At 71.5% G+C, this 24,620-nt stretch carries 24 protein-coding genes; 9 read left to right on the forward strand and 15 right to left on the reverse strand.

All coding sequences use genetic code 11. The features are described from left to right. Positions 1 to 65 precede the first annotated feature (65 nt). Complete coding sequence (locus QIY60_RS26410) at positions 66 to 224, forward strand: hypothetical protein (RefSeq protein ID WP_283144674.1); 159 nt, start codon at positions 66 to 68, stop codon at positions 222 to 224. Next, positions 217 to 3,528, forward strand: coding sequence for a carbamoyl-phosphate synthase large subunit (gene carB / locus QIY60_RS26415; RefSeq protein ID WP_283144675.1), 3,312 nt, complete (start codon positions 217 to 219; stop codon positions 3,526 to 3,528). The genes QIY60_RS26410 and carB overlap by 8 nt, the downstream gene beginning before the upstream one ends. Here the strand turns inward: carB and QIY60_RS26420 are convergent. Both QIY60_RS26420 and QIY60_RS26425 read right to left on the reverse strand, forming a co-directional pair. Continuing rightward, positions 3,525 to 4,025 (reverse strand): flavin reductase family protein, encoded by a 501-nt coding sequence (locus QIY60_RS26420; RefSeq protein WP_283144676.1) that lies wholly within the window; start codon positions 4,023 to 4,025, stop codon positions 3,525 to 3,527. The two genes, carB and QIY60_RS26420, sit on opposite strands and share 4 nt — an antisense overlap. Next, entirely contained in the window at positions 4,022 to 5,029 is a 1,008-nt protein-coding gene (locus QIY60_RS26425; protein WP_283144677.1) for a beta-ketoacyl-ACP synthase 3, read from the reverse strand. The genes QIY60_RS26420 and QIY60_RS26425 overlap by 4 nt, the downstream gene beginning before the upstream one ends. 233 nt (positions 5,030 to 5,262) lie before the next feature. Here QIY60_RS26425 and QIY60_RS26430 point away from each other — a divergent pair, with 233 nt between their 5' ends. From QIY60_RS26430 to QIY60_RS26440, 3 genes are all read left to right on the forward strand, one after another. Beyond that, on the forward strand, positions 5,263 to 5,868 hold the full coding sequence (locus QIY60_RS26430; RefSeq protein ID WP_283144678.1) for a response regulator transcription factor: 606 nt from the start codon (positions 5,263 to 5,265) through the stop codon (positions 5,866 to 5,868). 154 nt (positions 5,869 to 6,022) lie between these two features. Beyond that, on the forward strand, positions 6,023 to 6,808 hold the full coding sequence (locus tag QIY60_RS26435) for an AfsR/SARP family transcriptional regulator (protein ID WP_283144679.1): 786 nt from the start codon (positions 6,023 to 6,025) through the stop codon (positions 6,806 to 6,808). Beyond that, the gene (locus QIY60_RS26440) at positions 6,808 to 7,776 is read left to right on the forward strand and encodes a 3-hydroxyacyl-CoA dehydrogenase NAD-binding domain-containing protein (RefSeq protein ID WP_283144680.1); all 969 of its coding nucleotides are present in this window, start codon (positions 6,808 to 6,810) and stop codon (positions 7,774 to 7,776) included. Before QIY60_RS26435 ends, QIY60_RS26440 begins: the two co-directional genes overlap by 1 nt. Positions 7,777 to 7,853: 77 nt before the next feature. On the opposite strand, the gene QIY60_RS26445 is transcribed toward QIY60_RS26440, so the two are convergent. From QIY60_RS26445 to QIY60_RS26455, 3 genes are all read right to left on the reverse strand, one after another. After that, complete coding sequence (locus QIY60_RS26445) at positions 7,854 to 8,336, reverse strand: nuclear transport factor 2 family protein (protein ID WP_283144681.1); 483 nt, start codon at positions 8,334 to 8,336, stop codon at positions 7,854 to 7,856. Beyond that, positions 8,333 to 9,220: an NAD(P)H-binding protein gene (locus QIY60_RS26450; RefSeq protein ID WP_283144682.1), complete on the reverse strand. Its 888-nt coding sequence runs from the start codon at positions 9,218 to 9,220 to the stop codon at positions 8,333 to 8,335. The genes QIY60_RS26445 and QIY60_RS26450 overlap by 4 nt, the downstream gene beginning before the upstream one ends. A 172-nt stretch (positions 9,221 to 9,392) precedes the next feature. Then, on the reverse strand, positions 9,393 to 9,842 hold the full coding sequence (locus QIY60_RS26455; RefSeq protein WP_283144683.1) for a MarR family winged helix-turn-helix transcriptional regulator: 450 nt from the start codon (positions 9,840 to 9,842) through the stop codon (positions 9,393 to 9,395). 158 nt (positions 9,843 to 10,000) lie between these two features. Between QIY60_RS26455 and QIY60_RS26460 the strand changes: the two genes are divergently transcribed. Continuing rightward, positions 10,001 to 11,524, forward strand: a complete 1,524-nt coding sequence (locus QIY60_RS26460; protein ID WP_283144684.1) for an MFS transporter — start codon at positions 10,001 to 10,003, stop codon at positions 11,522 to 11,524. Between the two features lie 234 nt (positions 11,525 to 11,758). After that, a complete protein-coding gene (locus tag QIY60_RS26465; protein WP_283144685.1) occupies positions 11,759 to 12,931 on the forward strand; it encodes a hydrolase in 1,173 nt (390 codons plus the stop codon). Between the two features lie 72 nt (positions 12,932 to 13,003). Here QIY60_RS26465 and QIY60_RS26470 read toward each other — a convergent pair whose 3' ends face one another. Genes QIY60_RS26470 through QIY60_RS26480 form a run of 3 tightly spaced genes read right to left on the reverse strand, consistent with a single transcriptional unit; the run spans position 13,004 to position 15,657 of the window. Continuing rightward, the gene (locus QIY60_RS26470; protein ID WP_283144686.1) at positions 13,004 to 14,002 is read right to left on the reverse strand and encodes a DUF6081 family protein; all 999 of its coding nucleotides are present in this window, start codon (positions 14,000 to 14,002) and stop codon (positions 13,004 to 13,006) included. 54 nt (positions 14,003 to 14,056) lie between these two features. Beyond that, the gene (locus tag QIY60_RS26475; RefSeq protein WP_283144687.1) at positions 14,057 to 14,740 is read right to left on the reverse strand and encodes an HAD family hydrolase; all 684 of its coding nucleotides are present in this window, start codon (positions 14,738 to 14,740) and stop codon (positions 14,057 to 14,059) included. Further along, positions 14,737 to 15,657 (reverse strand): pseudouridine-5'-phosphate glycosidase, encoded by a 921-nt coding sequence (locus QIY60_RS26480; RefSeq protein ID WP_283144688.1) that lies wholly within the window; start codon positions 15,655 to 15,657, stop codon positions 14,737 to 14,739. The genes QIY60_RS26475 and QIY60_RS26480 overlap by 4 nt, the downstream gene beginning before the upstream one ends. A gap of 206 nt (positions 15,658 to 15,863) precedes the next feature. Here QIY60_RS26480 and QIY60_RS26485 point away from each other — a divergent pair, with 206 nt between their 5' ends. After that, complete coding sequence (locus QIY60_RS26485) at positions 15,864 to 16,973, forward strand: DUF6081 family protein (protein WP_283144689.1); 1,110 nt, start codon at positions 15,864 to 15,866, stop codon at positions 16,971 to 16,973. Positions 16,974 to 17,042: 69 nt separating this feature from the next. On the opposite strand, the gene QIY60_RS26490 is transcribed toward QIY60_RS26485, so the two are convergent. Genes QIY60_RS26490 through QIY60_RS26500 form a run of 3 tightly spaced genes read right to left on the reverse strand, consistent with a single transcriptional unit; the run spans position 17,043 to position 20,047 of the window. Next, entirely contained in the window at positions 17,043 to 18,107 is a 1,065-nt protein-coding gene (locus tag QIY60_RS26490) for an aldo/keto reductase (protein WP_283144690.1), read from the reverse strand. 12 nt (positions 18,108 to 18,119) lie between these two features. Further along, on the reverse strand, positions 18,120 to 19,025 hold the full coding sequence (locus QIY60_RS26495) for a nitroreductase/quinone reductase family protein (protein ID WP_283144691.1): 906 nt from the start codon (positions 19,023 to 19,025) through the stop codon (positions 18,120 to 18,122). 50 nt (positions 19,026 to 19,075) lie between these two features. Further along, complete coding sequence (locus QIY60_RS26500; protein ID WP_283144692.1) at positions 19,076 to 20,047, reverse strand: DUF6081 family protein; 972 nt, start codon at positions 20,045 to 20,047, stop codon at positions 19,076 to 19,078. A 161-nt stretch (positions 20,048 to 20,208) separates the two neighbouring features. Here QIY60_RS26500 and QIY60_RS26505 point away from each other — a divergent pair, with 161 nt between their 5' ends. Next, complete coding sequence (locus QIY60_RS26505) at positions 20,209 to 21,186, forward strand: acyltransferase domain-containing protein (protein WP_283144693.1); 978 nt, start codon at positions 20,209 to 20,211, stop codon at positions 21,184 to 21,186. Here the strand turns inward: QIY60_RS26505 and QIY60_RS26510 are convergent. From QIY60_RS26510 to fabG, 4 genes are read right to left on the reverse strand one after another with little or no spacing between them, the layout of a single operon-like run. Continuing rightward, positions 21,095 to 21,835: a 4'-phosphopantetheinyl transferase superfamily protein gene (locus tag QIY60_RS26510; RefSeq protein WP_283144694.1), complete on the reverse strand. Its 741-nt coding sequence runs from the start codon at positions 21,833 to 21,835 to the stop codon at positions 21,095 to 21,097. The genes QIY60_RS26505 and QIY60_RS26510 overlap by 92 nt on opposite strands. Beyond that, a complete protein-coding gene (locus QIY60_RS26515) occupies positions 21,832 to 22,773 on the reverse strand; it encodes an MBL fold metallo-hydrolase (RefSeq protein ID WP_283144695.1) in 942 nt (313 codons plus the stop codon). Before QIY60_RS26515 ends, QIY60_RS26510 begins: the two co-directional genes overlap by 4 nt. After that, positions 22,770 to 23,792: an SRPBCC family protein gene (locus QIY60_RS26520; protein WP_283144696.1), complete on the reverse strand. Its 1,023-nt coding sequence runs from the start codon at positions 23,790 to 23,792 to the stop codon at positions 22,770 to 22,772. The genes QIY60_RS26515 and QIY60_RS26520 overlap by 4 nt, the downstream gene beginning before the upstream one ends. Positions 23,793 to 23,811: 19 nt before the next feature. Then, positions 23,812 to 24,609, reverse strand: coding sequence for a 3-oxoacyl-ACP reductase FabG (fabG, locus tag QIY60_RS26525; RefSeq protein ID WP_283144697.1), 798 nt, complete (start codon positions 24,607 to 24,609; stop codon positions 23,812 to 23,814). Positions 24,610 to 24,620 lie beyond the last annotated feature (11 nt).

The following is a 24,620-nucleotide window of genomic DNA, read 5'->3' on the forward strand; positions in this document are numbered from 1 at the left end:
TCGCCGACTCCGCTCGATCGAAGCTCGTGGCTCGAAGCTGGAAGCTCGAATGAAAGGCTCTCTCCATGGCTCCCGCAAACCGCGTGTTCGCCTCGACGCTGCTCGCCATCGTCTATCTGCTGGTCGTCACCCCGGTCGGCCTCGCGGTACGGCTGTTGCGCGATCCCCTGAAGCGCAGGCCCGACCCGTCGGCCTCAACCTACTGGAACCACCGCCGTGCCTAAGCGCACCGATATCCAGTCCGTCCTGGTGATCGGCTCCGGTCCGATTGTGATCGGTCAGGCTGCGGAGTTCGATTACTCGGGTACCCAGGCGTGCCGTGTCCTCAAGTCCGAGGGCCTGCGGGTGATCCTGGTGAACTCGAACCCGGCGACGATCATGACTGATCCGGAGATCGCGGATGCCACGTATGTGGAGCCGATCACCCCCGAGTTCGTCGAGAAGATCATCGCGAAGGAGCGCCCGGATGCGTTGCTGCCGACGCTGGGCGGGCAGACCGCGCTGAACACCGCGATCTCCATGCATGAGCAGGGGGTGCTGGAGAAGTACGGTGTCGAGCTGATCGGTGCCAATGTCGAGGCGATCAACAAGGGTGAGGACCGCGACCTGTTCAAGGGTGTCGTCGAGGCGGTCAAGGCGAAGATCGGTTACGGCGAGTCGGCCCGCTCGGTGATCTGCCACTCGATGGACGACGTCCTGGCGGGTGTGGACACCCTGGGCGGCTACCCGGTGGTGGTGCGTCCCTCCTTCACCATGGGCGGTGCCGGTTCCGGCTTCGCGCATGATGAGGAGGAGCTGCGCCGCATCGCCGGTCAGGGCCTGACGCTCTCGCCGACCACCGAGGTGCTCCTGGAGGAGTCGATCCTGGGCTGGAAGGAGTACGAGCTGGAGCTGATGCGCGACACCAAGGACAACGTGGTCGTCGTCTGCTCGATTGAGAACTTCGACCCGATGGGTGTGCACACCGGTGACTCGATCACGGTGGCCCCGGCGATGACGCTGACCGACCGGGAGTACCAGCGGCTGCGCGACATCGGTATCGCGATCATCCGTGAGGTCGGCGTCGACACGGGCGGCTGCAACATCCAGTTCGCGATCGACCCGGCCGACGGCCGGATCATCGTGATCGAGATGAACCCGCGGGTGTCGCGTTCCTCGGCGCTGGCGTCGAAGGCCACCGGCTTCCCGATCGCGAAGATCGCCGCGAAGCTGGCCATCGGCTACACGCTCGACGAGGTCCCCAACGACATCACCGAGAAGACCCCGGCCTCCTTCGAGCCGTCCCTCGACTACGTCGTCGTCAAGGCCCCGCGCTTCGCCTTCGAGAAGTTCCCGCTGGCCGACGCCACCCTCACCACCACGATGAAGTCGGTGGGCGAGGCGATGGCCATCGGCCGCAACTTCACCGAGGCGCTGCAGAAGGCCCTGCGGTCCCTGGAGAAGAAGGGCTCGCAGTTCACCTTCACCGGCGAGGCGGGCGACAAGGACGAGCTGCTGCGCACCGCCGTACGCCCGACCGACGGCCGCATCAACACGGTCATGCAGGCGATCCGGGCCGGCGCCACCCCCGGGGAGGTCTTCGAGGCGACGAAGATCGACCCGTGGTTCGTCGACCAGCTGTTCCTGATCAAGGAGATCGCCGACGAGCTGGCCGCCGCCGCCAAGCTGGAGCCCGAGCTGCTGGCCGAGGCCAAGCGGCACGGCTTCTCCGACGCCCAGATCGCCGGGATCCGGGGCCTGCGCGAGGACGTGGTCCGCGAGGTGCGCCACGCCCTGGGCGTGCGCCCGGTCTACAAGACGGTCGACACCTGCGCCGCCGAGTTCGCCGCGAAGACGCCGTACTTCTACTCCTCCTACGACGAGGAGTGCGAGGTCGCGACCCGCACCAGGCCCGCGGTGATCATCCTGGGCTCCGGCCCGAACCGGATCGGCCAGGGCATCGAGTTCGACTACTCCTGCGTCCACGCCTCCTTCGCCCTGAGCGAGGCGGGCTACGAGACGGTGATGGTCAACTGCAACCCGGAGACCGTCTCCACCGACTACGACACCTCCGACCGCCTCTACTTCGAGCCGCTCACTCTGGAGGACGTGCTGGAGATCGTGCACGCCGAGTCGCTGGCCGGCCCGATCGCCGGCGTCATCGTCCAGCTCGGCGGGCAGACCCCGCTGGGCCTGGCGCAGGCCCTCAAGGACAACGGCGTCCCGGTGGTGGGCACCCCGCCCGAGGCCATCCACGCCGCCGAGGACCGCGGCGCCTTCGGCCGGGTCCTTGCCGAGGCCGGGCTGCCCGCTCCCAAGCACGGCACCGCCACTGCCTTCGCGGGTGCGAAGGCGATCGCGGACGAGATCGGCTACCCGGTGCTGGTGCGCCCCTCGTATGTGCTGGGCGGGCGCGGCATGGAGATCGTCTACGACGAGGCGCGCCTGCAGTCCTACATCGCGGAGTCCACCGAGATCTCCCCGACCCGTCCGGTGCTGGTCGACCGGTTCCTGGACGACGCGATCGAGATCGACGTGGATGCCCTCTACGACGGCAGCGAGCTCTACCTCGGCGGTGTCATGGAGCACATCGAGGAGGCCGGCATCCACTCCGGCGACTCGGCGTGCGCGCTGCCCCCGATCACGCTCGGCGGCTTCGACATCAAGCGGCTGCGTGCCTCCACCGAGGCGATCGCCAAGGGTGTGGGCGTGCGCGGCCTGATCAACATCCAGTTCGCGATGGCCGGGGACATCCTCTACGTGCTGGAGGCCAACCCGCGCGCCTCGCGCACGGTGCCCTTCACCTCGAAGGCGACCGCGGTGCCGCTGGCCAAGGCCGCCGCCCGGATCAGCCTGGGTGCCACCATCGCCGAGCTGCGGACCGAGGGCCTGCTGCCGAAGACGGGTGACGGCGGCACGCTGCCGCTGGACGCGCCGATCTCGGTCAAGGAGGCGGTGATGCCCTGGAGCCGCTTCCGTGACATCCACGGCCGCGGTGTCGATACCGTGCTGGGTCCGGAGATGCGCTCGACCGGCGAGGTCATGGGTATCGACTCGGTTTTCGGGACTGCCTATGCCAAGTCGCAGGCGGGTGCTTATGGCCCGCTGCCCACCAAGGGCCGTGCGTTCATCTCGGTCGCCAACCGCGACAAGCGCTCGATGATCTTCCCGGCGCGTGAGCTCGTGGCCCATGGTTTCGAGCTCCTGGCCACCTCCGGCACCGCCGAGGTCCTCAAGCGCAACGGCATCAACGCCACCGTCGTGCGCAAGCAGTCCGAGGGCGAGGGCCCGGGTGGTGAGAAGACGATCGTCCAGCTCATCCACGACGGCCAGGTCGACCTCATCGTCAACACCCCCTACGGCACCGGCGGCCGCCTCGACGGCTACGAGATCCGCACCGCCGCCGTCGCCCGCAGCGTCCCCTGCCTGACCACCGTCCAGGCCCTGGCCGCCGCCGTCCAAGGCATCGACGCCCTGCGGTGGTCGTTGGACGGAGCGCCCGTGCGCTCACTCCAGGAGTGGCACGCGCGGGCGCCTCACCGTTCCTAGGGGCGCAGCGTACGGAACGCGCGGTCGTGGTGGACCAGGGGCGCTCCGTTCCGTACGCGTACATCCGTGACCTGCCCAACCAGGATGAGGTGGTCACCCGCTTCGTACCGGGCGTGTACCCGGCAGTCCAGTCCACACAGCGCGTCGGCAACCGCCGGTAGCAGAGCGGGGGTTGTCGTGGTTTCCTCGGGCAGGAACTTGTCGGCGCCGCTGCGGGCGAAGCGGGTGGCGACCTCCTGCTGGTCCTCGTGCAGGACACTCACCGCGAACTCACCGCATTCGGTGAACGCCCCGTAACCGCTGGCGCTGTGTGCCACGCACACCAGGATCAGCGGCGGTTCGAGGGAGACGGAGCAGAACGAGGTGGCGGTGAAGCCCCAGGGCAGACCGGCAGTGTCCCGCGTGGTCGCCACCACTACTCCGGCGGCGCAGCGCGCCATGGCGGAGCGGAAGCTGTCGGTGGCCGTGGCACGGACGGCCGCGTTGCTCTCGGTCACGGCAGAACCACCACCTGGGCGGCGTAGTTGAGCCCGGCACCGAAGCCGACGAGAAGGGCCGTGTCGCCGGAGGCCGCGTGTCCTTCGGTGAGCAGGGTCTCCAGGGCGAGGGGGATCGAGGCGGCGGAGGTGTTGCCCATGCGGACGACGTCGCGGGCGATGGCCGTACGGGCACCCAGGCCGAGGCGTTCCGCCATGAGGTCGATGATCCGCAGGTTGGCCTGGTGCGGGACGAAGGCGCCGAGCCCGTCGGGTGTCACGCCCGCGGCGCGCAGTGCCTCGGACGCCGCCGGCGCCACCTCGTCCATCGCCCAGCGGAAGATCCTGCGGCCGTCCATCCTCATCCACGGCCGTGCGCCTGTACTGTCGCCCCAAGGGGCGGTCATCCGCAGAGCCTCGCTGTAGGCGCCGTCGGCGCGCCGCACGACAGGGCCGATACCGGGTGCGTCCGCGGCTGCGACGACCACCGCTCCGGCGCCGTCGGCGAAGAGAAAGGCACTGCCCCGGTCGGTGCGCTCCACGATGTCGGTCATGCGCTCGGCGCCGATGACCAGGACGTGTCCGGCGCTGCCCGCCCGTACCGCGTCCGAGGCGAGGGCCAGGGCGTGGCAGAAGCCGGCGCACGCGGCCGACAGGTCGAGTGCCGCGCCCGCCCGGGCGCCGATGGAGTGGGCGACGCGCACCGACAGCGGTGGGGTCTGGTCGAGCTGGGACATGCTGGCGAGGATGACGAGGTCGATCAGCATCGGGTCGACGCGAGCCCGCATGAGGGCCTGCTCGGCGGCTGCGACGGCCATCGAGTGCAGCGTCTCGTCCTTCGACGCGAAGCGGCGTTCGCGGATGCCGGAGCGGGTCTCGATCCACTCCTCGGTGGAGTCGATCGCCTCGCACAGCTCAGCGTTGGCGACCACCTGGCGGGGGCGATATCCGCCGATTCCGAGAATTCTGCTGTGCCCCCCGGCGCCGCCGGTATCCGCATGAGGGGCAGTCCTGACGGTTCGCATCAAACCCTCTCCACTTCAGCGTTCGGTATCCGTCGGATTGGGAAGCGCCTCAGCGTCGGAGCGGCCGGTCGAGGAGCCCTTGAGGCGTACTCGGTGACGCCGCTGGGTCGAACTCCTGCTCCGCTGGATTGTTTTGGCCGAGAGTCGCCCCTAGTGATCCACTGGCGCGGGAGTAGTGTGGGCTGGCGGTACGGGGGGCGGGCGCGGACGACGACACAGGGGGGACGGCACTCGTGATACGCCTGCTGGTGGCCGAAGACGTGCACATGGTCCGGGGAGCGCTGGTCGCTCTGCTGGAGCTGGAAGAGGATTTCACCGTGGTCGCCGAGATGGGCAGAGGCGATGAGATCGTGCCCGCCGCGCTGCGCAGCACTCCGGACGTGGCCGTTCTCGACGTCGAGCTGCCGGGTGTTGATGGTCTGACCGCCGCCGAGCAATTACGCAAACGCCTTCCAGAATGCCGGATTCTCGTCCTGACCGGGATCGGCCGGCCCGCGGTGCTGCGCCGGGCCCTGGACGGCCGGGTGGACGGGCTGGTCCTCAAGGACGCGCCCCCGGACGAGCTCGCCGACGCGGTCCGCAAAATCGTGGCCGGCCAGCGGGTTTTCGACTCGGGGCTGGCGCTGAGCGCACTGGACCCGGAGGCGCGGTTGCTCACTCCGCGCGAGACCGAGGTGTTGCGGCTGACCGCCGACGGCCATGACGCCGGTCAGATCGCCCGGCAGTTGCATCTGTCGGTGGGTACCGTGCGCAATTACCTCACCACTATCGTGAGCAAGCTCAACGCGCGCAATCGCATCGACGCCATCAGGACGGCTCAGGAGTTCGGGCTCCTGTGATTCTCCCGACCCGGTCGATTCCCCAGGTGATTCAGCTGGTTGACCGTTCAAACCATGAATATCTCCTGTGATTCCATGAACATCTCACTGGGATCTCCATGAACCCTCGTGCCACACTTGAGGGCGTCAGCAATTCCCATATGGAGGCCCTCGCATGGAAATCGAAGTATTGGGTCCGCTGAACGTCCAAATAGATGGTGTTTCGATCGTGCCCAGCGCCGGAAAGCCCCGGCAGTTGCTCGCGGTTCTGGCGCTGCGCACGGGGCGGATCGTCCCGGTACCCACCTTGATGGAAGAGATTTGGGGCGAGCACATTCCGCGCAGCGCCCAGACCACCTTGCAGACTTACGTGCTCCAGCTGCGCCGCCTGGTCGCCACGGCCATTCGCCACCGGCCGGAACTGTCCGCGAAGGACGTGCTCGCCACCCGGTTCGGCAGCTATCAGCTGAACGGGCCAGTCGTGGGCTTCGACTTCGGCACGTTCCAGGAACGGTCGGCGGCGGGGAGCGGAGCCCTGGCGGCCGGGGAGGACGCGAAGGCATCGGCGCTCCTGGGTGAGGCGCTCGATCTGTGGCAGGGGCCGGCACTGGCCGACGTCCCCGCGGGCACCATCCTGGAGACCGAGATCATCGGGATGAACGAGGCCCGGACGCGCGCCCATGAGCTGCGTATCGAGGCCGATCTGCGGCTCGGTCGGCACGGCGAGATCCTGGGCGAGCTCCTGATGCTGACCGCGCAGTATCCGCTCAACGAGATCATCTGCGGCCATCTGATCACGGCGTTGCACCGGGCCGGGCACACCTGGCGGGCTCTGGAGGCCTTCCAGCGGCTGCGCTCCACGCTGGTCAGTGAGTTGGGGGTGGAGCCGTCGCCACGGGTGCAGCGGCTCCACCAGCAGGTGCTGGGCTCGGGCCCGACGCCACGACGGCAGGCCGCGTGATGAGCGGGTCCGCGCCGCGCCCGGCGGCCGTACCCGGCACCGTTGCCGTCCTCGGCACCGGGACGATCGCCCTCGGCTGGATCGCGCTGTTCGCCGCCAAAGGGCTCGACGTCCGCATCAGCAGCACCAGAGCGGACGCGCGCGAGCACGTGGGAGCCGCGCTCGACCTGTACGCGCGGTCCCTGCCCGGCGGCGCGGTCGCGCCGGAGCGTTTGGCCGAGCGGCTCACGTTCTGTGGCAAGGTGGAAGAGGCGGCAGCCGGGGCGCGGGTCGTGCAGGAGAACGTGCGGGAAGACCTCGCGCTCAAGCAGGACGTCTTTCGCCGGGTGGCCGACGCGGCCCCCGACGCGCTGCTACTCTCGTCCACCTCGACCCTGCTGCCCGCCGATCTCGGCGCCGCGCTCGACGAGCCGGGCAGGGTGATCGTCGGGCATCCGTTCAACCCTCCGCACATCGTGCCGCTGGTGGAGGTCGTCGCCGCCGAGGACGCCCGACCGGCGGACATCGAGGCGGCTGTGGACTTCTACCGTTTCCTGGGGAAGAAGCCCGTGGTGCTGCGCCGCGCGGTTCCCGGCTTCGTCGCGAACCGGCTGCAGTCGGCGCTGCTGCGCGAGAGCATCCACCTGGTGCGCGAGGGCGTGGTCACGGTGGGGGAGCTGGACGAGATCGTCACCGCGTCCATCGGCTCCCGTTGGGCGGTCGCCGGCCCGTTCCGCGCCTTCCACCTCGGCGGTGGTCCCGGCGGTCTGCGCCATCTGATGGAGCACCTGGGCCAGGGTCTGGAGCGCAGTTGGGCCGGTCTGGGGAACCCCCCGGTGGACGAGTTCACGGTGGAGACGATGCTGAGACAGGCGGACGAGGCGTTCGGCCCGTATGCGTACGAGCCGCTTGCCGCCTGGCGGGACCGGGCGCAGAACGCGGTGATCGCGGCAGTCGAGGCGGCGGGGCCGCCGCGGGAAGCCGGCTGATCGGCAGGCCGGAGCGGACGGCACGGGGGTGGCCGGGGACCTCGCGTCCCCGGCCACCCCCGTGCGTGGGGCAGGCCCTAGTCGAAGAGTTCCTGATCCTGCGTCACTTTACGGCTGTGCGTGCGGAGTTCGCCGTCCTCGCGGACCAGGACGTCCCGTACCACGCAGCTGGGCGAGATGACCGGCTGGGGCTGACCGGGGCGGGTGGTCACGACGAGTGCGTAGAACTCGGTGTGCACACTGCCGTCCGGCTGCTCCCGCACGTCCAGCATGTTGAACCAGTGCCGGCGCTGGACGGGTGCCGACTTGAAGCGCCGCTCGTTGTACTCGCGCACCTCCTGGGCGATGCCCGCGTGTCCGCGGGCCGGGGGGATGCCGGGGGAGTGCGCGAACACGCCGTCCTGGGTGAAGGTGCGGGCGAACGGCTCCGCCCGGACGGCGTCGAGGAGGTGCGCCTGGCGGGCGTAGAACAGCTGGACCTCGGCGTAGAGCCCGGAGCGGGCGGGGTCGGTGGCCGCTGCCGCCGCCGTGGTGTCCGTGTCGTGTACTGCGGTGTTCATGATGCCTCCTCGAATGACGTCGCCCGGTCGGGGGCGCTGAATGCTGCCACGTGGTCCTGGGCCCAGGTGCGGAAGGACCTCGGTGCCGATCCGGTGATCTCCCGTACGCTCGCCACGACGGGCAGTCGGCGCTCGATCAAGTAGCGCTCCACCTCCATGAGCTGACGGGCGTAGGTCTCGGGGAGCCGGCCGGCGGCCAGGCGTACCCACTGCCCCTCCGTGATCCGGGCCACCTTCAGCGAGCGGCCGAGCACCTCGCCCAGGACGTGGACGCGCGCGTGGACGTCGAGTGCCTGGGGTCCGGAGAGCGGCAGGATCCGTACGCCCGAAGGCGCGGGCCCGAGGAGCACGGTGGCCGCGACGTCGGCGATGTCGCGCGGATCGATCACCGGGACGGCGAGGTCGGGGTGGACGACGCCGACCACGTCGCCCGCCGCGAGGGCGGGTGCCCACTGGAGGGCCAGCGAGGCGAAGGGCCCGGGCCGCAGCACGGTGAGCGGCAGAGCGGTGGCCCGCAGGCGGGCTTCTCCGTGAATGTGCTTGGCGAAGAGCGGGTTGTCGAAGCCCGGCCCCTGCGGGGCGTCGGCGGAGAGGACGACGAGCTGGCGCAGCCCTGGCGCGTGGTGCGCGGCGCGGGCGAACGCCTGGCCCGCGTCCTCGGCGAGCAGGACGAAGGCGGCGTCCACTCCTCGCAGCGCCGACTCCAGGACGGCGCTGTCGGTGAGGTCGCCGCGTACGATCTCCACGCAGCCGGGCAGCAGAGCCGCCGCGCGTTCGGGGGCGCGGCACAGGGCGCGGACCCTGACGCCGTGCGCGAGCAGCCGCCCGACGAGTTGGCGGCCCACCGTCCCGGTGGCCCCGGTGACCAGTACTCCGTGCCCCATGCGCCCTCCCGGCGGTCCGGGGAACGGGCTCGGTGCCCGTTCCCGCGCACAGCTCAGAGGCGGGGGCTCGAATCCCGCTCCAGCACGGCTCGGTCGCCGACCCGTTCGCACCGGAGCCGGGCTCGGCCGGACGTGCCGCAGAAGTGCTCGGCCGGGCGGGCGGCGGGCCGGCTCACTCCGTCACGCCGGAGGCCCCGCTCTCGTACGCCTCCATGGTGCGGACGAACATGGCCCGCTCCTGCGGGGTGAGCGGGTCCAGGGCCTTCTCCCAGGCGTCGGCGCCGCGCGCGAGCCAGCTGTTGATGGCTCCGCGGGTCTCCGGGTCCTCGGTGAGGGAGACGATCGTGCGCCGCCGGTCGGAGGGGTCGGCCTTGCGCTCGACGACGCCCTGGCGGTTCAGGTCCGCGACCATGAGGCTCACCGTGGTGGGCGCGACCTCCAGGCGGGCCGCGAGTTCGTTGACGAGGGCCGGGCCGTCGAAGACGAGGTGGGAGAGCAGGGAGAGGTGACGCGGCGCCAGGTTCATCGAGCGCAGTTGCTCGGGGACGGTGGTGCGCTTGAGCCGCTGTGCGACACGCGGCATCAGTACGAGCATGGCCCGGATCGCGTCGTCTCTGCTCATCCCGGTCTCCCGGGCGGCTTGCCGCTTTCGCTCCGCCTCGCGCTCCGTTGACATCCCGCCGACCCCCTTATAGCTTTGCTTTCAAAGCAAACTCTCTGATTGTTCGTCCACCCTACCGGACACGTGCGCTCCGGGCCTGCTCAGGAAAGGGATGGCCCATGTCCTTAGCCTCATCTCCCACCACCGCCGCACCCGAGTTCAACCCCCGGCGGTGGGCGGCGTTCGTCGTCACGCTGTCGGCGGTCTTCATGGATCTGGTGGACACCACCGTGATCAATGTCGCGCTGCCCTCGCTGAGGCGGGAACTGCACGCGTCGAGCACCCAGCTCGAGTGGTCCATCGCCGGCTACGTACTCGCCTTCGCCTCCGGAATGATCACCGCGGCCCGCCTCGGAGACCGGTTCGGCCGACTGCGGATCTTCCAGCTCGGCCTGGCCGCCTTCACCGTCACCTCCGCGCTCACCGGCCTCGCGGTCAACCCCGAGATGCTGGTGGCCGCCCGGATCGCCCAGGGAGCCTCCGCGGCCCTGATGGTGCCCCAGGTGCTCGCCATGCTGCGCGTCGAGTTCCCGCCCGCCGAGCAGTCCAAGGCGGCGGCGATCTTCGGGCTCAACTTCTCCATCGGCGGCGTCGGTGGTCCGCTGATCGGCGGCCTGCTGCTCAACGCCGACCTCTTCGACCTCGATTGGCGGCCGATCTTCTTCGTCAACATCCCCATCGGCATCGCCGCGCTCATCGCCACGCACTACCTGTGCCGCGACTCGCGGGCCGAGCACGCCGCCACCACTGACATCCCCGGACTGGCCATCGCCACCACCGCCGTCCTGGCCCTGCTCTACCCGCTCGTCGAGGGACGCACCCTGGGCTGGCCCTGGTGGAGCTTCGCGCTGATGGCCGCCTGCCCGGCGCTGCTGTGGGTGTTCGCGCGGTACGAACGCGGTGTCACCCGCCGCGGCCACGCCCCGCTCATCGACCCCCAACTCCTGCGCGAGCGTGCCCCCTTGGGCGGCCTCCTGGTGGCCGTACTGTTCTTCGCCGGTACCGGCTATACCTTGGTGATCACCGTGCACCTCCAGAGCGGCCTGGGCTACTCGCCGCTGCACACCGCCCTGAGCATGGTGCCGTTCGCGGTCGGCGTCGGCCTGTTCACACCCTTCGCACCCAAGATCCGCCAGTTCGGCAGGCCGGTCGCGGTGGTCGGCTCGCTGCTCGCCGCGGGCGGCATGGCACTGGTCCTCGCGGCGTTCCAGCGCTACGACACGGGCCTGCACTCCTGGCAGATCGTTCCCGGACTGCTGCTCGCCGGCCTCGGGGTCTCGATGACCTCGGGCGTACTCGTCACCACCGTCCTGGCCAAGACGCCGGGCCGACACGCGGGAGCCGCCGCCGCACTCGTCAACACGGCGATCCAGATCGGCGTCGCGACCGGCATCGCCGTCGTCGGCACGGTCTTCTTCGGACACCTCGACGACAACGGCAACTCCGTGGACGCGGCCGTGGCCGGTCTCGTCACCGTGGTGATCCTCTGGGTGCTGGCCGCGCCGGCCGCGCTCATCCTGCCGCCCGGACGCCTGGTCTTCGGGCCTGTGTCCGCCCCCAAACCCCCACAACAGGCCGACGGGCAGGACGAGTCGGCGCCCGCCGGGTCGCAGCGCGTGACCGCGCCCCCGGCGTCGGACTGACACCCAAGGACACGGTCCGCGGCGTCCCCCGACGCGGTCCGTACGGTCTCCCCGGTCGCCCTCCAACGACCGGGGAGACCGTTGTGCGTACGCCGGCGGCGGGCGAGGCGGGACCGCACGGGGCCGGTCGGCGGTTGTCGAGCGCTCGTCAAGGCACTTTCGACCCGCGCGGCCGACGCTCGGGCCCTTCGTTCGTCGCAGGCCGTGCCGCGACACCCCCGAGGGGAGCCCCCGTTGTCCGAAACGATCACCAACCCCGTGGCCACCGAGTCCAGTTCGGCCGAGTCCGGCCCACTCCGTCCGCACGAGGTGGCGCCGCTGGCCGCCGAGCACGCCCACGAGGGCGACCGGGACAGCCGTCTGCACCCCAAGGTGCACGAGGCCCTGCGAGGCGCGGGTTTCGCCCGCCACTTCGTGGCCGCCCGCTGGGGCGGCCACGAAGGCGGCTTCCTGCCCTGCTTCGACGCGGTCGCACAGGTCGCCCAGGAGGATCCGTCCGCCGGGTGGTGTGCCTCCGTCACGGCGACGCTCTCGCGGATGGCGGGCTTCCTGCCCGAGGAGGGGCAGCGGACCGTCTGGGCGGACGGGCCCGACGCGCTGGTCGTGGGCGCGCTCGTGCCCGGCGGCCATGCCGAGGCCGCACCCGGCGGCTGGCTCCTCAAAGGCCGCTGGCCCTATGTCAGCGGCGTGCACGCCTCCGACTTCGCCCTGCTCGCCGCCCAGGTACCGACACCCGCAGGCGGCCCGGAGGCGCGCTTCCTGCTCGTGCCCCGGTCCGTGTACGACATCGAGCGGACCTGGGACACGGTCGGGATGCGCGGCACGGGAAGCGACACCGTCGTCCTCGACGAGGTGTTCGTCCCGCGGGAGCACTCCTTCCTGCGCGACGAACTGGCCTCGGGGCGCGCACCGGGCACGGCGCCCGACAGCCTGTGCGTGCCCCTCCAGAACGTCAGCGGCCTGACCTTCGCGGCGCCGGTCCTCGGAGCGGCGCGGGGTGCGGCCGAGGCGTGGTCGCGGGCGGTCGTGCGCAAGCGGGCCGCCCGCCCCGGGCCGGACCGCAGCGGTGCGGTCGAGCTCGACCTCGCCCGAAGCACCGCCCTCACCGACGCGGCCGAGCTGCTGCTCGCCCGCGCGGCGGCGGACGCCGACCGCGGGCTGCTCGCCGACCCGTGGGCGGGCGCACGCGCCCAGCGCGACCACGTCGCCGCGGTGGACCTGCTGCTCGACGCCGTCAACCTGCTCCAGCGCACCGGCGGTACCGGTGCGCAGTCCGTGCATGCCCGGCTCCAGCGGTTCTGGCGCGACGCCAACGCCGGAGCCGGGCACGCGGTCCTCCAATGGGAGCCCGCCGCCCGCCGCTTCGCAGCCGCCTCCCTCGCGCGGAGCGCCGCAACGAACGCGTGAGGGCGCGCAGGTGAGCGGGGCCGCCGGTGCGACACCGGCGGCCCCGCTCGCGTACTACCGCTGAGACAACCGTTACGGCGCCGGAGCGCTGCTCACCGTGAAGCCGCTGACGGTGAGTTCGGCGCCCTGGCCGAAGAGCCGGCCGGCGTCGCGGCTGTCCTCGTCGACGAAGGACTGCTCGACCGGCGCGCCCCGGTCGGGCCGGTAGTACGTGGTGGCACGGGAGAGGCGGACCAGTCCTTTGCCGGTCGGCCAGGAGCCGTCGAGCAGACTCAGCATGCCCATGCCGAAGCTGAGCTGGCGTGGCTCGACCAGGGCCGGGGTACCGCCCTCGTCGAGGGTGAGGGTGTCCCGGCCGAGGGGGTAGCCGATGCGGTCCACGGTCAGGACCACCTCGCCCTCCAGGATCCAGCGCACGGTGCCGGCCGCGCGATCGTAGGAGATCTTGACGTGGTGCCGGTCGCCCGGTGAACGGCGGGCGAGGGGCACGGTGTTGGCGAACGAGCCGTAGCCGCCGAGGTGGCGCCGGGCGAAGTTGGTGCGCCCGTAGAAGGCGTGCACCGCCTTATTGGTCAGGATGAAGTCGAAGGCGACCGAGGTCTCCGGGTCGATGCTGTTGAGCATCGACCCGGCGAGCCGCAGATCGTCGTCCGGGTCGCTGACGGCGTCCCCGAAGGGGTGTCCCGAGGTGCCGTAGGTCCGCCCCGACACTGTGGCCTCGACGGACAGGACGCGGCCGGGCTCGGCGTCGAAGCCCTGGAAACCGGCGGCCGACAGGCGGTTGACGTAGGCGATCCACTTGGCGTGGTCGGCGAAGCCGGGGATCGAGCCCGGCTCGCCGCTCTCGCGCGGCACGGTCCGGGTGAAGGCGGGCTCACCGGTGCGGGGGTTGCGCCCGCGCGACACCAGACGCAGACCGTCCCCGTCCGTGGTGACGACCGCGTCGTCAGCGACATGCTCGGCATCGGCCTGCACGAACCGCCAGGGCGCGGCCGGTCCGGACGCCCGCAGGCCGTCCGCGAAGTCGTCGCGCCACAGGACGGTGGGGTCCACCGTGGTGGGCTGGGTCATCTCAACTCCTCATCTGTACGGGACACGTACGGGATCCGTACGAGGTCGTCGGGGTCAGGCCAGGGGAGTGACGAGGGCGGCGAGCTCGCCGAAGGAGTCCACGACGCGCTCCGCGCCCGCCGCGGTCAGCTCGGCCGCGTCGGCCACCCCGTACGACACCCCGACGACCCGCATCCCGGCGGCGCGGCCCATTTCGGCGTCGGCGACGCCGTCGCCCACGACGACGCACTGGCGGGGGCCGAGGCCGAGGACGTCGGCTACGAGCAGGGCCATCTCGGGGTCGGGCTTGCCGCGCCGTACGCTGTCGTGCCCGGCCACCACATGGAACAGGTCGTACACGCCCATCAGGCGCAGCATCCGCTCCGCCGCGCCGCGCGGCTTGGAGGTGGCGAGGCCGAGCTGGACGCCCCGGGTACGCAGATGCTGCAAGGCGTCCGGCACATCGGGGTAGGCCAGCTCCTCGGGGGTGATTCCCTGCAGGTGCGCGCGGAACTGGCTCTGGTATTCGGCGACCGCCGCCGTCACCTCGGCGTCCTGGGGCGCGCACCCGAGCAGCTGCGCGAAGTTCTGCTCAAGCGGCCTGCCGATCAGGGGGCGCACGGCGCTTTCGTCCGTGGCGACGCCCCGGGCGGCCAGCACCTTGAGGGTGATCGTCGCGATGGCCTGCGGGGTGTCGGCCAGGGTGCCGTCGAGGTCGAGGACCAGGCCGCGCACACCGGGCAGCGCTGCCGCGCTCACCGCTGTGCCTTCGCCGCCGCGCGCTCGGCGCTGAGGCCGACCGCGAATTCGCCCGCTGTCCTGGCGGTGCCCAGCAGGACCGAACGGCCCGCCGCCGCCGTACGGCCGCGGGTCGCCTTGGAGACCGCGCGCATCAGGAACGGGCTGACCCGGTTGCCGGTGACACCGGTGCGGTCCGCCTCCGCCAGCGCCTGGGCGATGGCTTCCTCGACGAGCGCCCCGTCGACCGCGTCGGCCTCGGCCACCGGCACGGTCAGCAGGACCGTACCGCCGCCGTTGAGTGCCCAGTGGGTGCGCACGGCCCGTGCGGCCAGGCGCAGGTCGTCGACGCGCTGGACCGGGATGTCGCCGCCGCGCACGTAGAACAGCGGCAGCCGGTCCGTGCCGTAGCCGAACACCGGCACCCCCGCCGTCTCCAGGTACTCGGCGGTCAGCCGGGCGTCCAGGATGCTCTTGGCGCCCGCCGAGACGACCGTCATCCGGGTGCGGGTGAACTGGAGCAGGTCGGGGGAGATGTCGAAGGTCTGCTGCGCCCGGCGGTGGACGCCGCCGATGCCCGCGGTCGCGAACACCTCGATGCCGGCCCGCTCCGCGATCACGATGGTGCCCGCGACCGTGGTGGCGCCGAGCCCGCCGCCTGCGAGGGCGACTCCGAGGTCGCGGGCGCTGACCTTCTGTACCCGCTCGGCGCTCCTGACCTGCTCGATCCGTGCCGTGTCCATGCCCACCAGCACACGCCCGTCGGCGATGCCGACCGTGGCGGGTACGGCGCCCGCGTCGCGCACCGACTTCTCGATGTCGAGGGCCAGTTCCAGCGTGGGGCTCGCGGTGATCAGGGAGGACTCCAGGGCGACCACGGGCCGCTGCTCCTCGAGTGCTGTGGCCACCTCGTCGGAGATGTCGAGGTATGGATCCATGCCGTCCATGCGTGTCCCGCCCTTTCCGTGGACGTCCGGGAGAACTGATCCGTACTCGCGGGATGCTTCGCAGCACACCTCGAAGAGCGCTGGACCCGCTGTCGACGCGGGCACCGGGCGGTTCGAGCGGGAATCGAGGTCCCGCCGCGACGGTGGGCCGGCGCGGAGCGATCCGGCCTGCGCACTGGACGTACGGAGGAGTTCTCATGCCCGTAGAGACGGGAGCGGGCCGTCGGCCCTTCGCCCGGTCGCGGCGGATCGCGGTCGGCGTGGTGGCGGCGGCCACCGCGTGCACGGCCCTCACGTTGACCGGTGGTGCCCAGGCCGCCGACCGGGGTGCTGCCCCCGGGTCCGAGAAGGTGCTGTTCCACGACGACTTCGGGACCGGCTTCGACGCCCAGCAGACCTGGCTGCTGGGCCGGGCCCGCACCCCGGCCGGTGAACTCGCCCAGGGCGACGGCATCGTGACGTCCAACGCCGACGGGATCACCGTCGTGCCGACGGGTCGCAATCCGCGCACGGGCCACCCCGCGTTCGCCGCGACGACGGGACAGGACGCCACCGGCTTCGGCGGCGGCACGGGTGACCACCTCAAGTGGGTGGCCCAGCCGCGAGAGTCCTCCAAGAACGGCTTCGAGATCCCCGCGGCCGGTTCCTGGAGCTGCACCACCGATCTGTCCGTGAAGACGGAGGGCACCGAGAACCACCCCTTCGGCAGGGCGGTGACCGACCCGCAGTCCGACCCGCGCCTGGCCAGCGCCACTGTGATCACGGTGGATCACGCGTCGCACACGGTGGCGAACTTCTCGGTCACCAACACCGAGGTCCACGCGATCTACGAGCGGCTGCCCGTGGAGAACAGCACCTACGCGTCCTTCCACTACTCGGTGCCGGTCGCCAAGCGCACCCCCGGCCAGCCGGTCCGTCTCCAGGTCCGCTACGACGAGGGCGGCGACCGGGTGACGTGGCTGGTCAACGGGAAGAAGGTGCTGTCCACCGACCGCATCGGCACGCTGGCGTTCGACCGCAAGTACCTGCGGATCGACCACGGTGGCACACCGGAGCGGGTCAAGATGTCGTCGGTGCAGTGCGCCCTGGGCACCGGCAACCTGCTGGACGGCGGTGGCGGCGCGCGCGACCGGGACAAGGCCGGTCTGGTGCGCCTGGAGGACACTCCGGGGTTCTACGTCGACCCGGCCAAGGGGGCGCCCGCCCCGCAGAAGTTCCACGACGACAAGAGCCTGGAGTCCAACCGGCTCTGGGGTCAGGGCGTCACGCTGAAGGTGCGCGACTTCAAGATCAGCACGACGAGCTGAGGTCCGGTCCGGCAGCGGTGCGGGCCCCGTCCCAGGAGGACGGGGCCCGCACCGCTGTGTGGAGAGAGCTCAGCGCCGTAGGGAGAACAGGTCGTCCGCGACCGCGCGGGCGGTGGTGGTGCGCCGGTCGTCGACGCGCTGCCAGTGCTCGCCGTAGACCATCCGGGTCATCGCCGGGAACTGGAGCATGGTCGTCGGATATCCGGCCGGCACCGCGCTCACCTCGTCCAGTGCCACCAACTGCTCCTGGTCCAGGGTGACGTCGACGCTCTCGAGGTTCTGCCGCAGCTGGGTCTCGGAGGTGGCGCCGATGACGGGGATCACCGTGCCGGGGCGGGAGCGGAGCCAGGCGAGGGCGATCTGGGCGGGGGTGCGCCCGCTCTTCTCGGCGATCCTGACGACCTCCCGGACGATGTCGTCGCCCTCGCCGCGCGGCCTGCCCCACGGCACCTTGTCGAGGCGGCCCGCCTCGCCCCTGAGGTACTTCCCGGTCAGCCGGCCGTCCGCGAGGGGGCCCCAGGCGAAGGCGGGCAGGTCGAAGGCGTGCGCCATCGGCAGGAACTCCCGCTCGACGGTGCGGTCCAGCAGGTTGTAGTGGACCTGCATGGCCGCGAAGGGGGTCCAGCCCCGCAGCTCCGCGAGGGTGTTGGCCTGGGCGATCTCCCAGGCCGGCCAGTTGGAAACCCCCACGTAGAGCACCTTGCCGGCGCGCACCTGGTCGTCCAGGGCCCGCATCACCTCCGGCACCGGGGTGAGGGTGTCGCGGGCGTGCACCCAGAGTATGTCGAGGTGGTCGGTGCCGAGGCGGCGCAGACTGTCCTCCAGGGAGACGACGAGGTTCTTGCGGTGGTTGCCGGCCGCGTTCACATCGCCGGGACGGATCTGGAGCGTGTACTTCGTGGTGAGCAGGAAGGAGTCCCGGCGACCGCGCAGCAGCTCGCCGAGGACGGTCTCCGCCGAGCCGTGCCCGTACTCGTTGGACGTGTCGATCACATTGCCGCCGGCCTCGGCGAACTGGTCCAGGAGGGTGCCGGGGAGCTCTTCGGGCAGGTCCCAGTCGTTGCCGAAGGTCATGGTGCCCAGGGCGAGTTCGGAGACGCGGACCCCTGTCCGGCCCAGGACCGTGTAGCGCATGTCCGGCAAGGATCAGCCCTCCAGGGCGGGCAGCAGGGTCTCTTCCTCGTAGGCGAAGTGCGCCTCCAGGCCGGACACGACGCGGTCCAGCTCGCCGCGCAGCCGCTCCAGGTCGCCGCCGTCACCGGTGAGGCCCTTCTCCAGCACCTCCTCGAACTCCGCCAGGGCGCTCTCCACCACGTGGTGCTGCTCGCGGAGCTTGGTGATGGCCGGGACGAGGTGGGGGAACCTGGTCTCGAACGCGGAGAACGAGCCGTCCTCGCGGATGTGGTGCATCTGCAGGCCGTAGCAGTAGGTGAGGCAGCGGGCGCGCAGCTGCTCGGTGAGCTCGGCGGCGCCGGGCCCGTCCGAGCCGTCACTGCCCAGGGCCTGCTCCAACCCGCCGCGCAGACGGGCCAGTTCGGCGCGCAGATCGCTGTGGTGCTTGACCAGCTGCCGGCCGATCATGCGGCTGCGTTCGTTGTCCCCGCTGAGATCCAGTGGCCGCAGGGCGACCACCGGGATCGTGCGGTCGGTCTTGGCCTCGTAGTCGCGGAAGGCGGGGTCGATGGTGCACTGGAGTTCCCAGTAGCGGTCGCGCTCCTCGCCCTTGAGCTCTTCGGCGCGCGTCGCGAAGGGTTTGGCGGCGCCCTCCTCGGTGCCGATCTCCAGTGTGACCTGGGGGCTCTCCAGAAGGTTGTGGTACCAGTCCGGGTTCTTGTCCCGGCCGGCGTTGGAGGCGAAGACGAGGTAGCGGTCGCCGTCCTTGTAGTAGATGGCCGGATTGGTGTGGGGTTTGCCGGTCTTCCTGCCCATGGTCGTCAGCAGCACCATCGGCGCGCCCTCGAACATGCCGCTCACCCGGCCGTTGTTCGCCCGGAATTCCTTGATGACCCGCTCGTTCCAACTCAGGCCGCTGTCCGCTTGCTGTTCACTCATGGGGGCCTCCGTCGTCAGTCTATTTGCTTTCAAAGCAAAGTAACTCAAATCTAGGCAGCGCCGCCCGCGCTGTCAACCGTCCTCCGCACCGCCACCTCACGCAGGTTGAGCACCGCGCCCGCACCCCACGACCTGCTCCCCGCCAGGCCCTCGCCATCCATGAACTCCTGCTGGTACGGGGCGCCTTGGCGCGGCGAGAAGTAGTGTCCGGGCGTGGGATCCAGCCGCACCAGACCCCGGCCGTCGGGGCCCGCGCCGTCGAGCATCGTGAGCATCCCGACCCCACACACCAGAGCGCCCAGCCGGACCGGCTCGCCCTCCTCGCCGCCGTGGTCGAGCAGCATGTGCCGCCGGTCGGGCAGCCGGTGGCCCAGCCTCCCGACGCGCAGTACCTCGTCGCCGTCCACCCGCCACAGCACCCGCCGCCCGTCGTTCTCGACGAGGATGGCCAGATCGTGCCACTGCCCGGGGGTACGAACGGCCGCCGGTACGGCGTACGAGAACGCTGCGTACGACGAACCGGGCGAGGGCACCCGCTCGTACAGTGCGTAGACCCGTGTGTTGGTCAGCACGAAGTCGCACACGACATGGCTGACCGGATCCATGGTGATCATGACGGCGGTCGCGAGCCGCACATCGCTGTCGGGGTCGCGGACGGCAGCGCCGAAGGGGTGCCGATCTCCGCCCAGGCTCAGCGCCGACAGGGCCATCGAGCACTCCAGCCTGCCGACGGCGGGCACCTCGAACGCCGTGCGTCCGGAGCCCGAACCGCCGATCAGCGCGACCCACTTGATGTGGTCACCGGCCCCGGGCGCACCCCCGCCCTGATCGGCGGAGCAGGAGAAGGCCGGCTGCCCCGTCTCCGGGTCGACGCCCGCCGGTGTTACGGTCAGGCCGTCGCGCGAACACGTCGTGAGCACCTTCTCCAGCGGCGGCACCCGCCACCGCCCGGCCGTGTCGAACCCGTGCCGGAAGTCGTCCTGGAAAAGCGTCCGGTGCCGGGTCATCCGGTCCTGCGTCATCCCGTCCTCCTGCGTCGTCGGGGGCGTGAGTGCGCCGACTGTCCGGCGGGGGCGACGAGTTCTGCTTGAGCATCGGTCCACCTCGTATCGAGAGCGCGCCGACAGCTTCTGCGCCACACGACCAGCGGGCGGGCGATTGGTCCGGCCCGGAAGGAGGCGCCGTGAACGACCGCAAGACCGTGCTGCTGCTACCCGGCCAGGGCTCCCAGCGCGAGCGCATGGCCGCCGGACTCTACGGAACACAGCCCGAGTTCACCGCCCGGATGGACGAGTTCCTCGCGGCTGCGGGCAGTGCCGGGGCCCACCTCGCCGAGCAGTGGCTGCGCCCCGCGCCGAACGCGGTCATGGACACCGCGCAGGTCGCCCAGCCGCTGCTGCTCGCCGTGGGCCACGCCCTCGGCCGGGCGGTCGCCGCGCATGCCCGGCCCGCGGACCTCCTGCTCGGGCACAGCGTCGGGGAGCTCGCCGCGGCCTGCCTGGCGGGTGTCTACCGGGCCGAGGACCTGGCGGCGGTGGCGGCGGCGCGCTCGCGCGCGCTCGACGGCAGCGGCCTCGGCGCGATGCTCGCCGTCGCCGCCGCGCCGCACGAACTCCCCGACGAGCTGGGACCCGTGAGCATCGCGGCCGTCAACGGGCCGCGCCAGACGGTCCTGTCCGGCCCGCCCGCCTCGCTGGAGGCGGCGCGCGTGCGGCTGCACGCCCTGGGCCGCACGGTGCGGGTGCTGCGCTCCGGGCACGCCTTCCACAGTCCGTCGATGACGCGGGCGGCCCGGCGTTTCGGCGCGGAGCTCGCCCGGCTGCGCCCGGGGGTACCGCACACCACGGTGATCTCCTCCCGTACAGCGCGGCCCGTCACCCCGGCACAGGCCCGCGACGCGTCGTTCTGGGCCGACCAACTCGCCCTGCCGGTACGGTACTGGCCCGCGCTCAGGGCTGTCCTGGACGCCGAGGGGACCGCACCGGGGCTGCTGCTCCTGGACGCCGGCGCCGACCGCTCCCTGAGCGCCCCCGCGCGCCACCACCCCGCCGTACGTGCCGGCGACAGCCTCATCGTGCCGCTGCTCGCTCCGGCACGGGAGACGGGAGGGCTCGCGGATCTGACGGCGTTCGAGGCAGCGCTGACGATAGCGCGCGGGTGAGGCTCTGGTGGACGACAGTCACCAGCAACCCGTCGGCGAAGCGATAGCCCCCGTCGAGCGCGGGCAGTGCGAGGCGGGTGGGGCGGACGGTGAGCACGCCCCGCGCCTCGTCGCACGGCTCGATCCGCACCTCGGCGTCCCGGAAGGACAACGGGCGCCGGGCGTGCGGGTGCCACGCCTTGTAGACCGCCTCCTTGGTGCTGAACAGCAGAGTCGCCCACGGTAGGACGCCTCTGGACGTCCGCTGCAACGTACGCAGTTGGTGCAGTTCTTCCGGTGTGGCGATGGCGGTGGTCGCCCGCTCCGACAGCGGCCGGGGCCTCTCGGCGTCGATGCCGAGCGCCAGCCCGTCCGCCGTGCGGGCCGCCACGGCCGCGCGGTACCCGTCGCAGTGCGTGATGCTGCCGAGCGTGCCGGCCGGCCAGACGGGCGCGCCGTGCGCACCGCGCGGCAGCGGACCGCTCGCGGGGGCGCCCAGTGCCGCCAGGGCGCTGCGGGCGCAGGCTCGCCCGGTGGCGAACTCCCGGCGCCGCCCCTGTATCGCGCCGGGCGGAAGAAACCGCAGCTCGGCCGGATGGGGTGCGGCGCCGGGCGGGTCACCGAGCGCCTCGGCGCCCCTCGCCCATGGGGGCACCAGCTGCTCGATCACGCGTAACAGGCCGGCAGACGACCGCCGTTGAAAGTCACCATCTCCCCGAAGACCGCCACCGCGTCGAGGGTCGCCCCCTCGGCTCCACCGCGCAGCTCCACATAGGCCCGGTGCAGATTCCCCACCAGACGCTCGGGGTCCCGCCATTCGGCGTACGGATGGGTGCCGAGTCCTCGCGCCGCCTCGATCGGGTCGAGGCCGGCGGCGAGTGTCTCCTCGGCCGTGCGGCGCAGCCACCGCAGGTAATCCGCCGTTTGGTCCAGGACCTCCGGCCCGCAGACCGGCCCGTGACCGCCGACGACGACCCGGGGCCCCAGAGCGCGCAGCCGCTCGATGGTCCGCAGATACCCGTGCAGCGACCCCATGAGCAGGAAGGGGGTGCAGCCAGGCATCAGTACATCGCCCGCGAACAGCACCCGCTCCTCCGGCAGCCACACCACGGTGTCGTTGGTGGTGTGCGCGGGGCCCACATACAGCAGCTCCACGGTGCGCTCGGCGAGGTGGAGGACCACCCGGCTGTCATACGTCTGGTCCGGCAGCCGCAGCTCGATGCCGCCCCACACCACATCCGGCCACAGGCCCATGAGTCCGAGCCCGGCACCGGCCATCTCCGAGCGGGCGAGCTCGTGCGCCACGATCGTCGTCTCCGGGCCCGCGACCAGCGCGTTGCCGAAGCAGTGGTCGCCGTGGAAATGGGTGTTGACCAGCAGTCGGGGCGAGCGGGGGGTGAGCCGTTCGATCGCGGCGCGCAGGGCGAGTGCGCGGGCTTCGGTGGCCGCCGTGTCCACGACCACCGGCCCCCGGCCCCGGTCGAGCAGCACCCCCGCGTTGTTCAGGCACCAGCCACCCGGCTCCTGGAGGTAGGCGTGGACGCCGTCCGCGACCTCCAGCATGTGGGCTCCCGCCAGCGTGCTCGGCGGCACGGTCGTCCGCGTCATCGCGGACCACCTCCCGCCGCGGCCGGCCCGCCCCCGGTATGGCGGCGGCAGCTTTCGAGTGTGCGCATGCTGTTCGCGCTCAACAGCGCCCCGGCCCGCTGCCGTGCCTCGGCCAACGAGGTACCGGGCCCGAACACCTCCTCCACCGTCGACGGATCGAGCGCCACCAGGTGGCGGGCGGTGACCCGAGTGCCGCCCTCGACGGGGGCGAGCACCCATTCCCCGCTGTGCCCGCGCAGTCCGCGGGGCACGGTCGTCTGCTTGTACGCGATGCGCTCGTCGGAGAAGCAGAGCCGCACCGACTGGGTGGCGTGCACCGAGCCGTCGTCGGTCCTGGTCTTCATGTCGAGGGTTTGTACGAGCGCCCCGTCGGCATCCGCGTCCGCGCTCTCTTCCAGGTCCAGAGCCGAGACGTGGGGCACCCGCGCGGGCCACAGGTCCGCCCGGTACAGAAAGTCGTACACCTGGTGGGGCGAGCCGTGGATGACCGTCTCCTCACTCACGCGGAACACCAACTCCTCCAAGGGCTGGACGAGTTCGGCCCAGTGCGCGACCGCGTCGCCCTCGGCGCGGCTGTTGCGGTCGAGGGCCTCGGCGACACGCCGCTCTTCCCCCGGCGTTCCCGACACCGACCACTCGTGGCCCAGCACCATGCGGGTCCGGTCCGGGGCCGTCTCCTCGAAGTGCCAGTGGCCGCTCATCCACTCGACGGGCGGGCCGGGCGCCTCCTGGCGGAAGTCGATGCGCAACCGTTCCTCGTCGAACAGCCGCAGTGACGTCCAACTCCGTACGTCCGTGCCGACGATGGCCCACAGCCGGATGCGCTCGGAGTCCCGGTCGCTCTCCAGGACGCGGGCCGCGAGGCAGGGCGGGAACAGCACCGGCCAGCGGGTGACGTCGGCGACGAGCCGATAGGCGCGGTCCGCGGGCCCGGCGAGCTCCGCCTGGTGCTCCGCACTGCGCAGTGGTGCGGCCGTGCGGTGCCGACCGGCCCGCTCGACGGCTGACTCGATGGACATGCTCGACTCCTCTTGAGCCTCAGTAGTTGCCAAGGCCGCCGCAGACGTTGAGGGCCTGCGCGGTGATGGCGGCGGCCTGCTCGCTGACGAGGAAGGCGACGAAGGCCGCCACCTCGTCGGGCTGGGTGTAGCGGCCGAGCGGGATCTTCGCCTCGAAGCGCGCCAGTACCTCGTCCTCGGTGACGTTCCACAGGGCGGCGTAGTGGCGGCGTACATCGCCCGCCATCTCGGTCTCCACATAGCCGGGGCACACCGCGTTGACCGTGACGCCCGTACGGGCCAGTTCCAGGCCCAGCGCCTTGGTGAAGCCCACCACGCCGTGTTTGGAGGCGGAGTAGGGGGCGCCGAGCACGACCCCCTGCTTGCCGCCGGTGGAGGCGATGTTGATGACCCGCCCGCCCGCGCGCCCGCTGAGCCCGCCGGTCGTCAGGGCCTCGCGGGTCACCAGGAACACACTGTTCAGATTGGTGTTGATCACGTCGTGCCACAGCTCGTCGGAGAGCTCCGCGGTGGTGCCGCCGCCACTGCGGCCCGCGTTGTTGACGAGCACCTGGATGGGGCCGAACCGCTCGACGGCCCGCTTGACCCACGACCGTACCTCGGCGGGCGAGGTCACGTCGCAGGCCGCGCCCGCCGCCGTGAATCCGTGCTCCGTGAGCTGGTCGACCTCGGCGGCCACAGCCGACTCGTCACGGGCACAGAGGAAGACAGGGTGCCCTCTTCGCGCGAGCGCGCGGGCCACCGAGCGGCCGATGCCCCGGGTGGCGCCGGTGACCAGCGCTGGGCCCGGTGCGGGAGTCGCGGTGTTCGCGGTCATCGTGAGGGTCC

Source organism: Streptomyces sp. BPTC-684 (assembly GCF_030028635.1).
Classification (GTDB): Bacteria; Actinomycetota; Actinomycetes; order Streptomycetales; family Streptomycetaceae; genus Streptomyces; species Streptomyces noboritoensis.

What these genes read in the sequence shown, in the direction of transcription:
- QIY60_RS26410 (WP_283144674.1), top strand. Translation starts at nt 66, where the DNA reads ATGGCTCCCGCAAACCGCGTGTTCGCCTCGACGCTGCTCGCCATCGTC.
- QIY60_RS26425 (WP_283144677.1), bottom strand. Translation starts at nt 5,029, where the DNA reads ATGCGAACCGTCAGGACTGCCCCTCATGCGGATACCGGCGGCGCCGGG.
- QIY60_RS26435 (WP_283144679.1), top strand. Translation starts at nt 6,023, where the DNA reads ATGGAAATCGAAGTATTGGGTCCGCTGAACGTCCAAATAGATGGTGTT.
- QIY60_RS26440 (WP_283144680.1), top strand. Translation starts at nt 6,808, where the DNA reads ATGAGCGGGTCCGCGCCGCGCCCGGCGGCCGTACCCGGCACCGTTGCC.
- QIY60_RS26445 (WP_283144681.1), bottom strand. Translation starts at nt 8,336, where the DNA reads ATGAACACCGCAGTACACGACACGGACACCACGGCGGCGGCAGCGGCC.
- QIY60_RS26450 (WP_283144682.1), bottom strand. Translation starts at nt 9,220, where the DNA reads ATGGGGCACGGAGTACTGGTCACCGGGGCCACCGGGACGGTGGGCCGC.
- QIY60_RS26455 (WP_283144683.1), bottom strand. Translation starts at nt 9,842, where the DNA reads ATGAGCAGAGACGACGCGATCCGGGCCATGCTCGTACTGATGCCGCGT.
- QIY60_RS26460 (WP_283144684.1), top strand. Translation starts at nt 10,001, where the DNA reads ATGTCCTTAGCCTCATCTCCCACCACCGCCGCACCCGAGTTCAACCCC.
- QIY60_RS26470 (WP_283144686.1), bottom strand. Translation starts at nt 14,002, where the DNA reads ATGACCCAGCCCACCACGGTGGACCCCACCGTCCTGTGGCGCGACGAC.
- QIY60_RS26480 (WP_283144688.1), bottom strand. Translation starts at nt 15,657, where the DNA reads ATGGATCCATACCTCGACATCTCCGACGAGGTGGCCACAGCACTCGAG.
- QIY60_RS26485 (WP_283144689.1), top strand. Translation starts at nt 15,864, where the DNA reads ATGCCCGTAGAGACGGGAGCGGGCCGTCGGCCCTTCGCCCGGTCGCGG.
- QIY60_RS26490 (WP_283144690.1), bottom strand. Translation starts at nt 18,107, where the DNA reads ATGCGCTACACGGTCCTGGGCCGGACAGGGGTCCGCGTCTCCGAACTC.
- QIY60_RS26495 (WP_283144691.1), bottom strand. Translation starts at nt 19,025, where the DNA reads ATGAGTGAACAGCAAGCGGACAGCGGCCTGAGTTGGAACGAGCGGGTC.
- QIY60_RS26500 (WP_283144692.1), bottom strand. Translation starts at nt 20,047, where the DNA reads ATGACGCAGGACCGGATGACCCGGCACCGGACGCTTTTCCAGGACGAC.
- QIY60_RS26515 (WP_283144695.1), bottom strand. Translation starts at nt 22,773, where the DNA reads ATGACGCGGACGACCGTGCCGCCGAGCACGCTGGCGGGAGCCCACATG.
- QIY60_RS26520 (WP_283144696.1), bottom strand. Translation starts at nt 23,792, where the DNA reads ATGTCCATCGAGTCAGCCGTCGAGCGGGCCGGTCGGCACCGCACGGCC.
- fabG (WP_283144697.1), bottom strand. Translation starts at nt 24,609, where the DNA reads ATGACCGCGAACACCGCGACTCCCGCACCGGGCCCAGCGCTGGTCACC.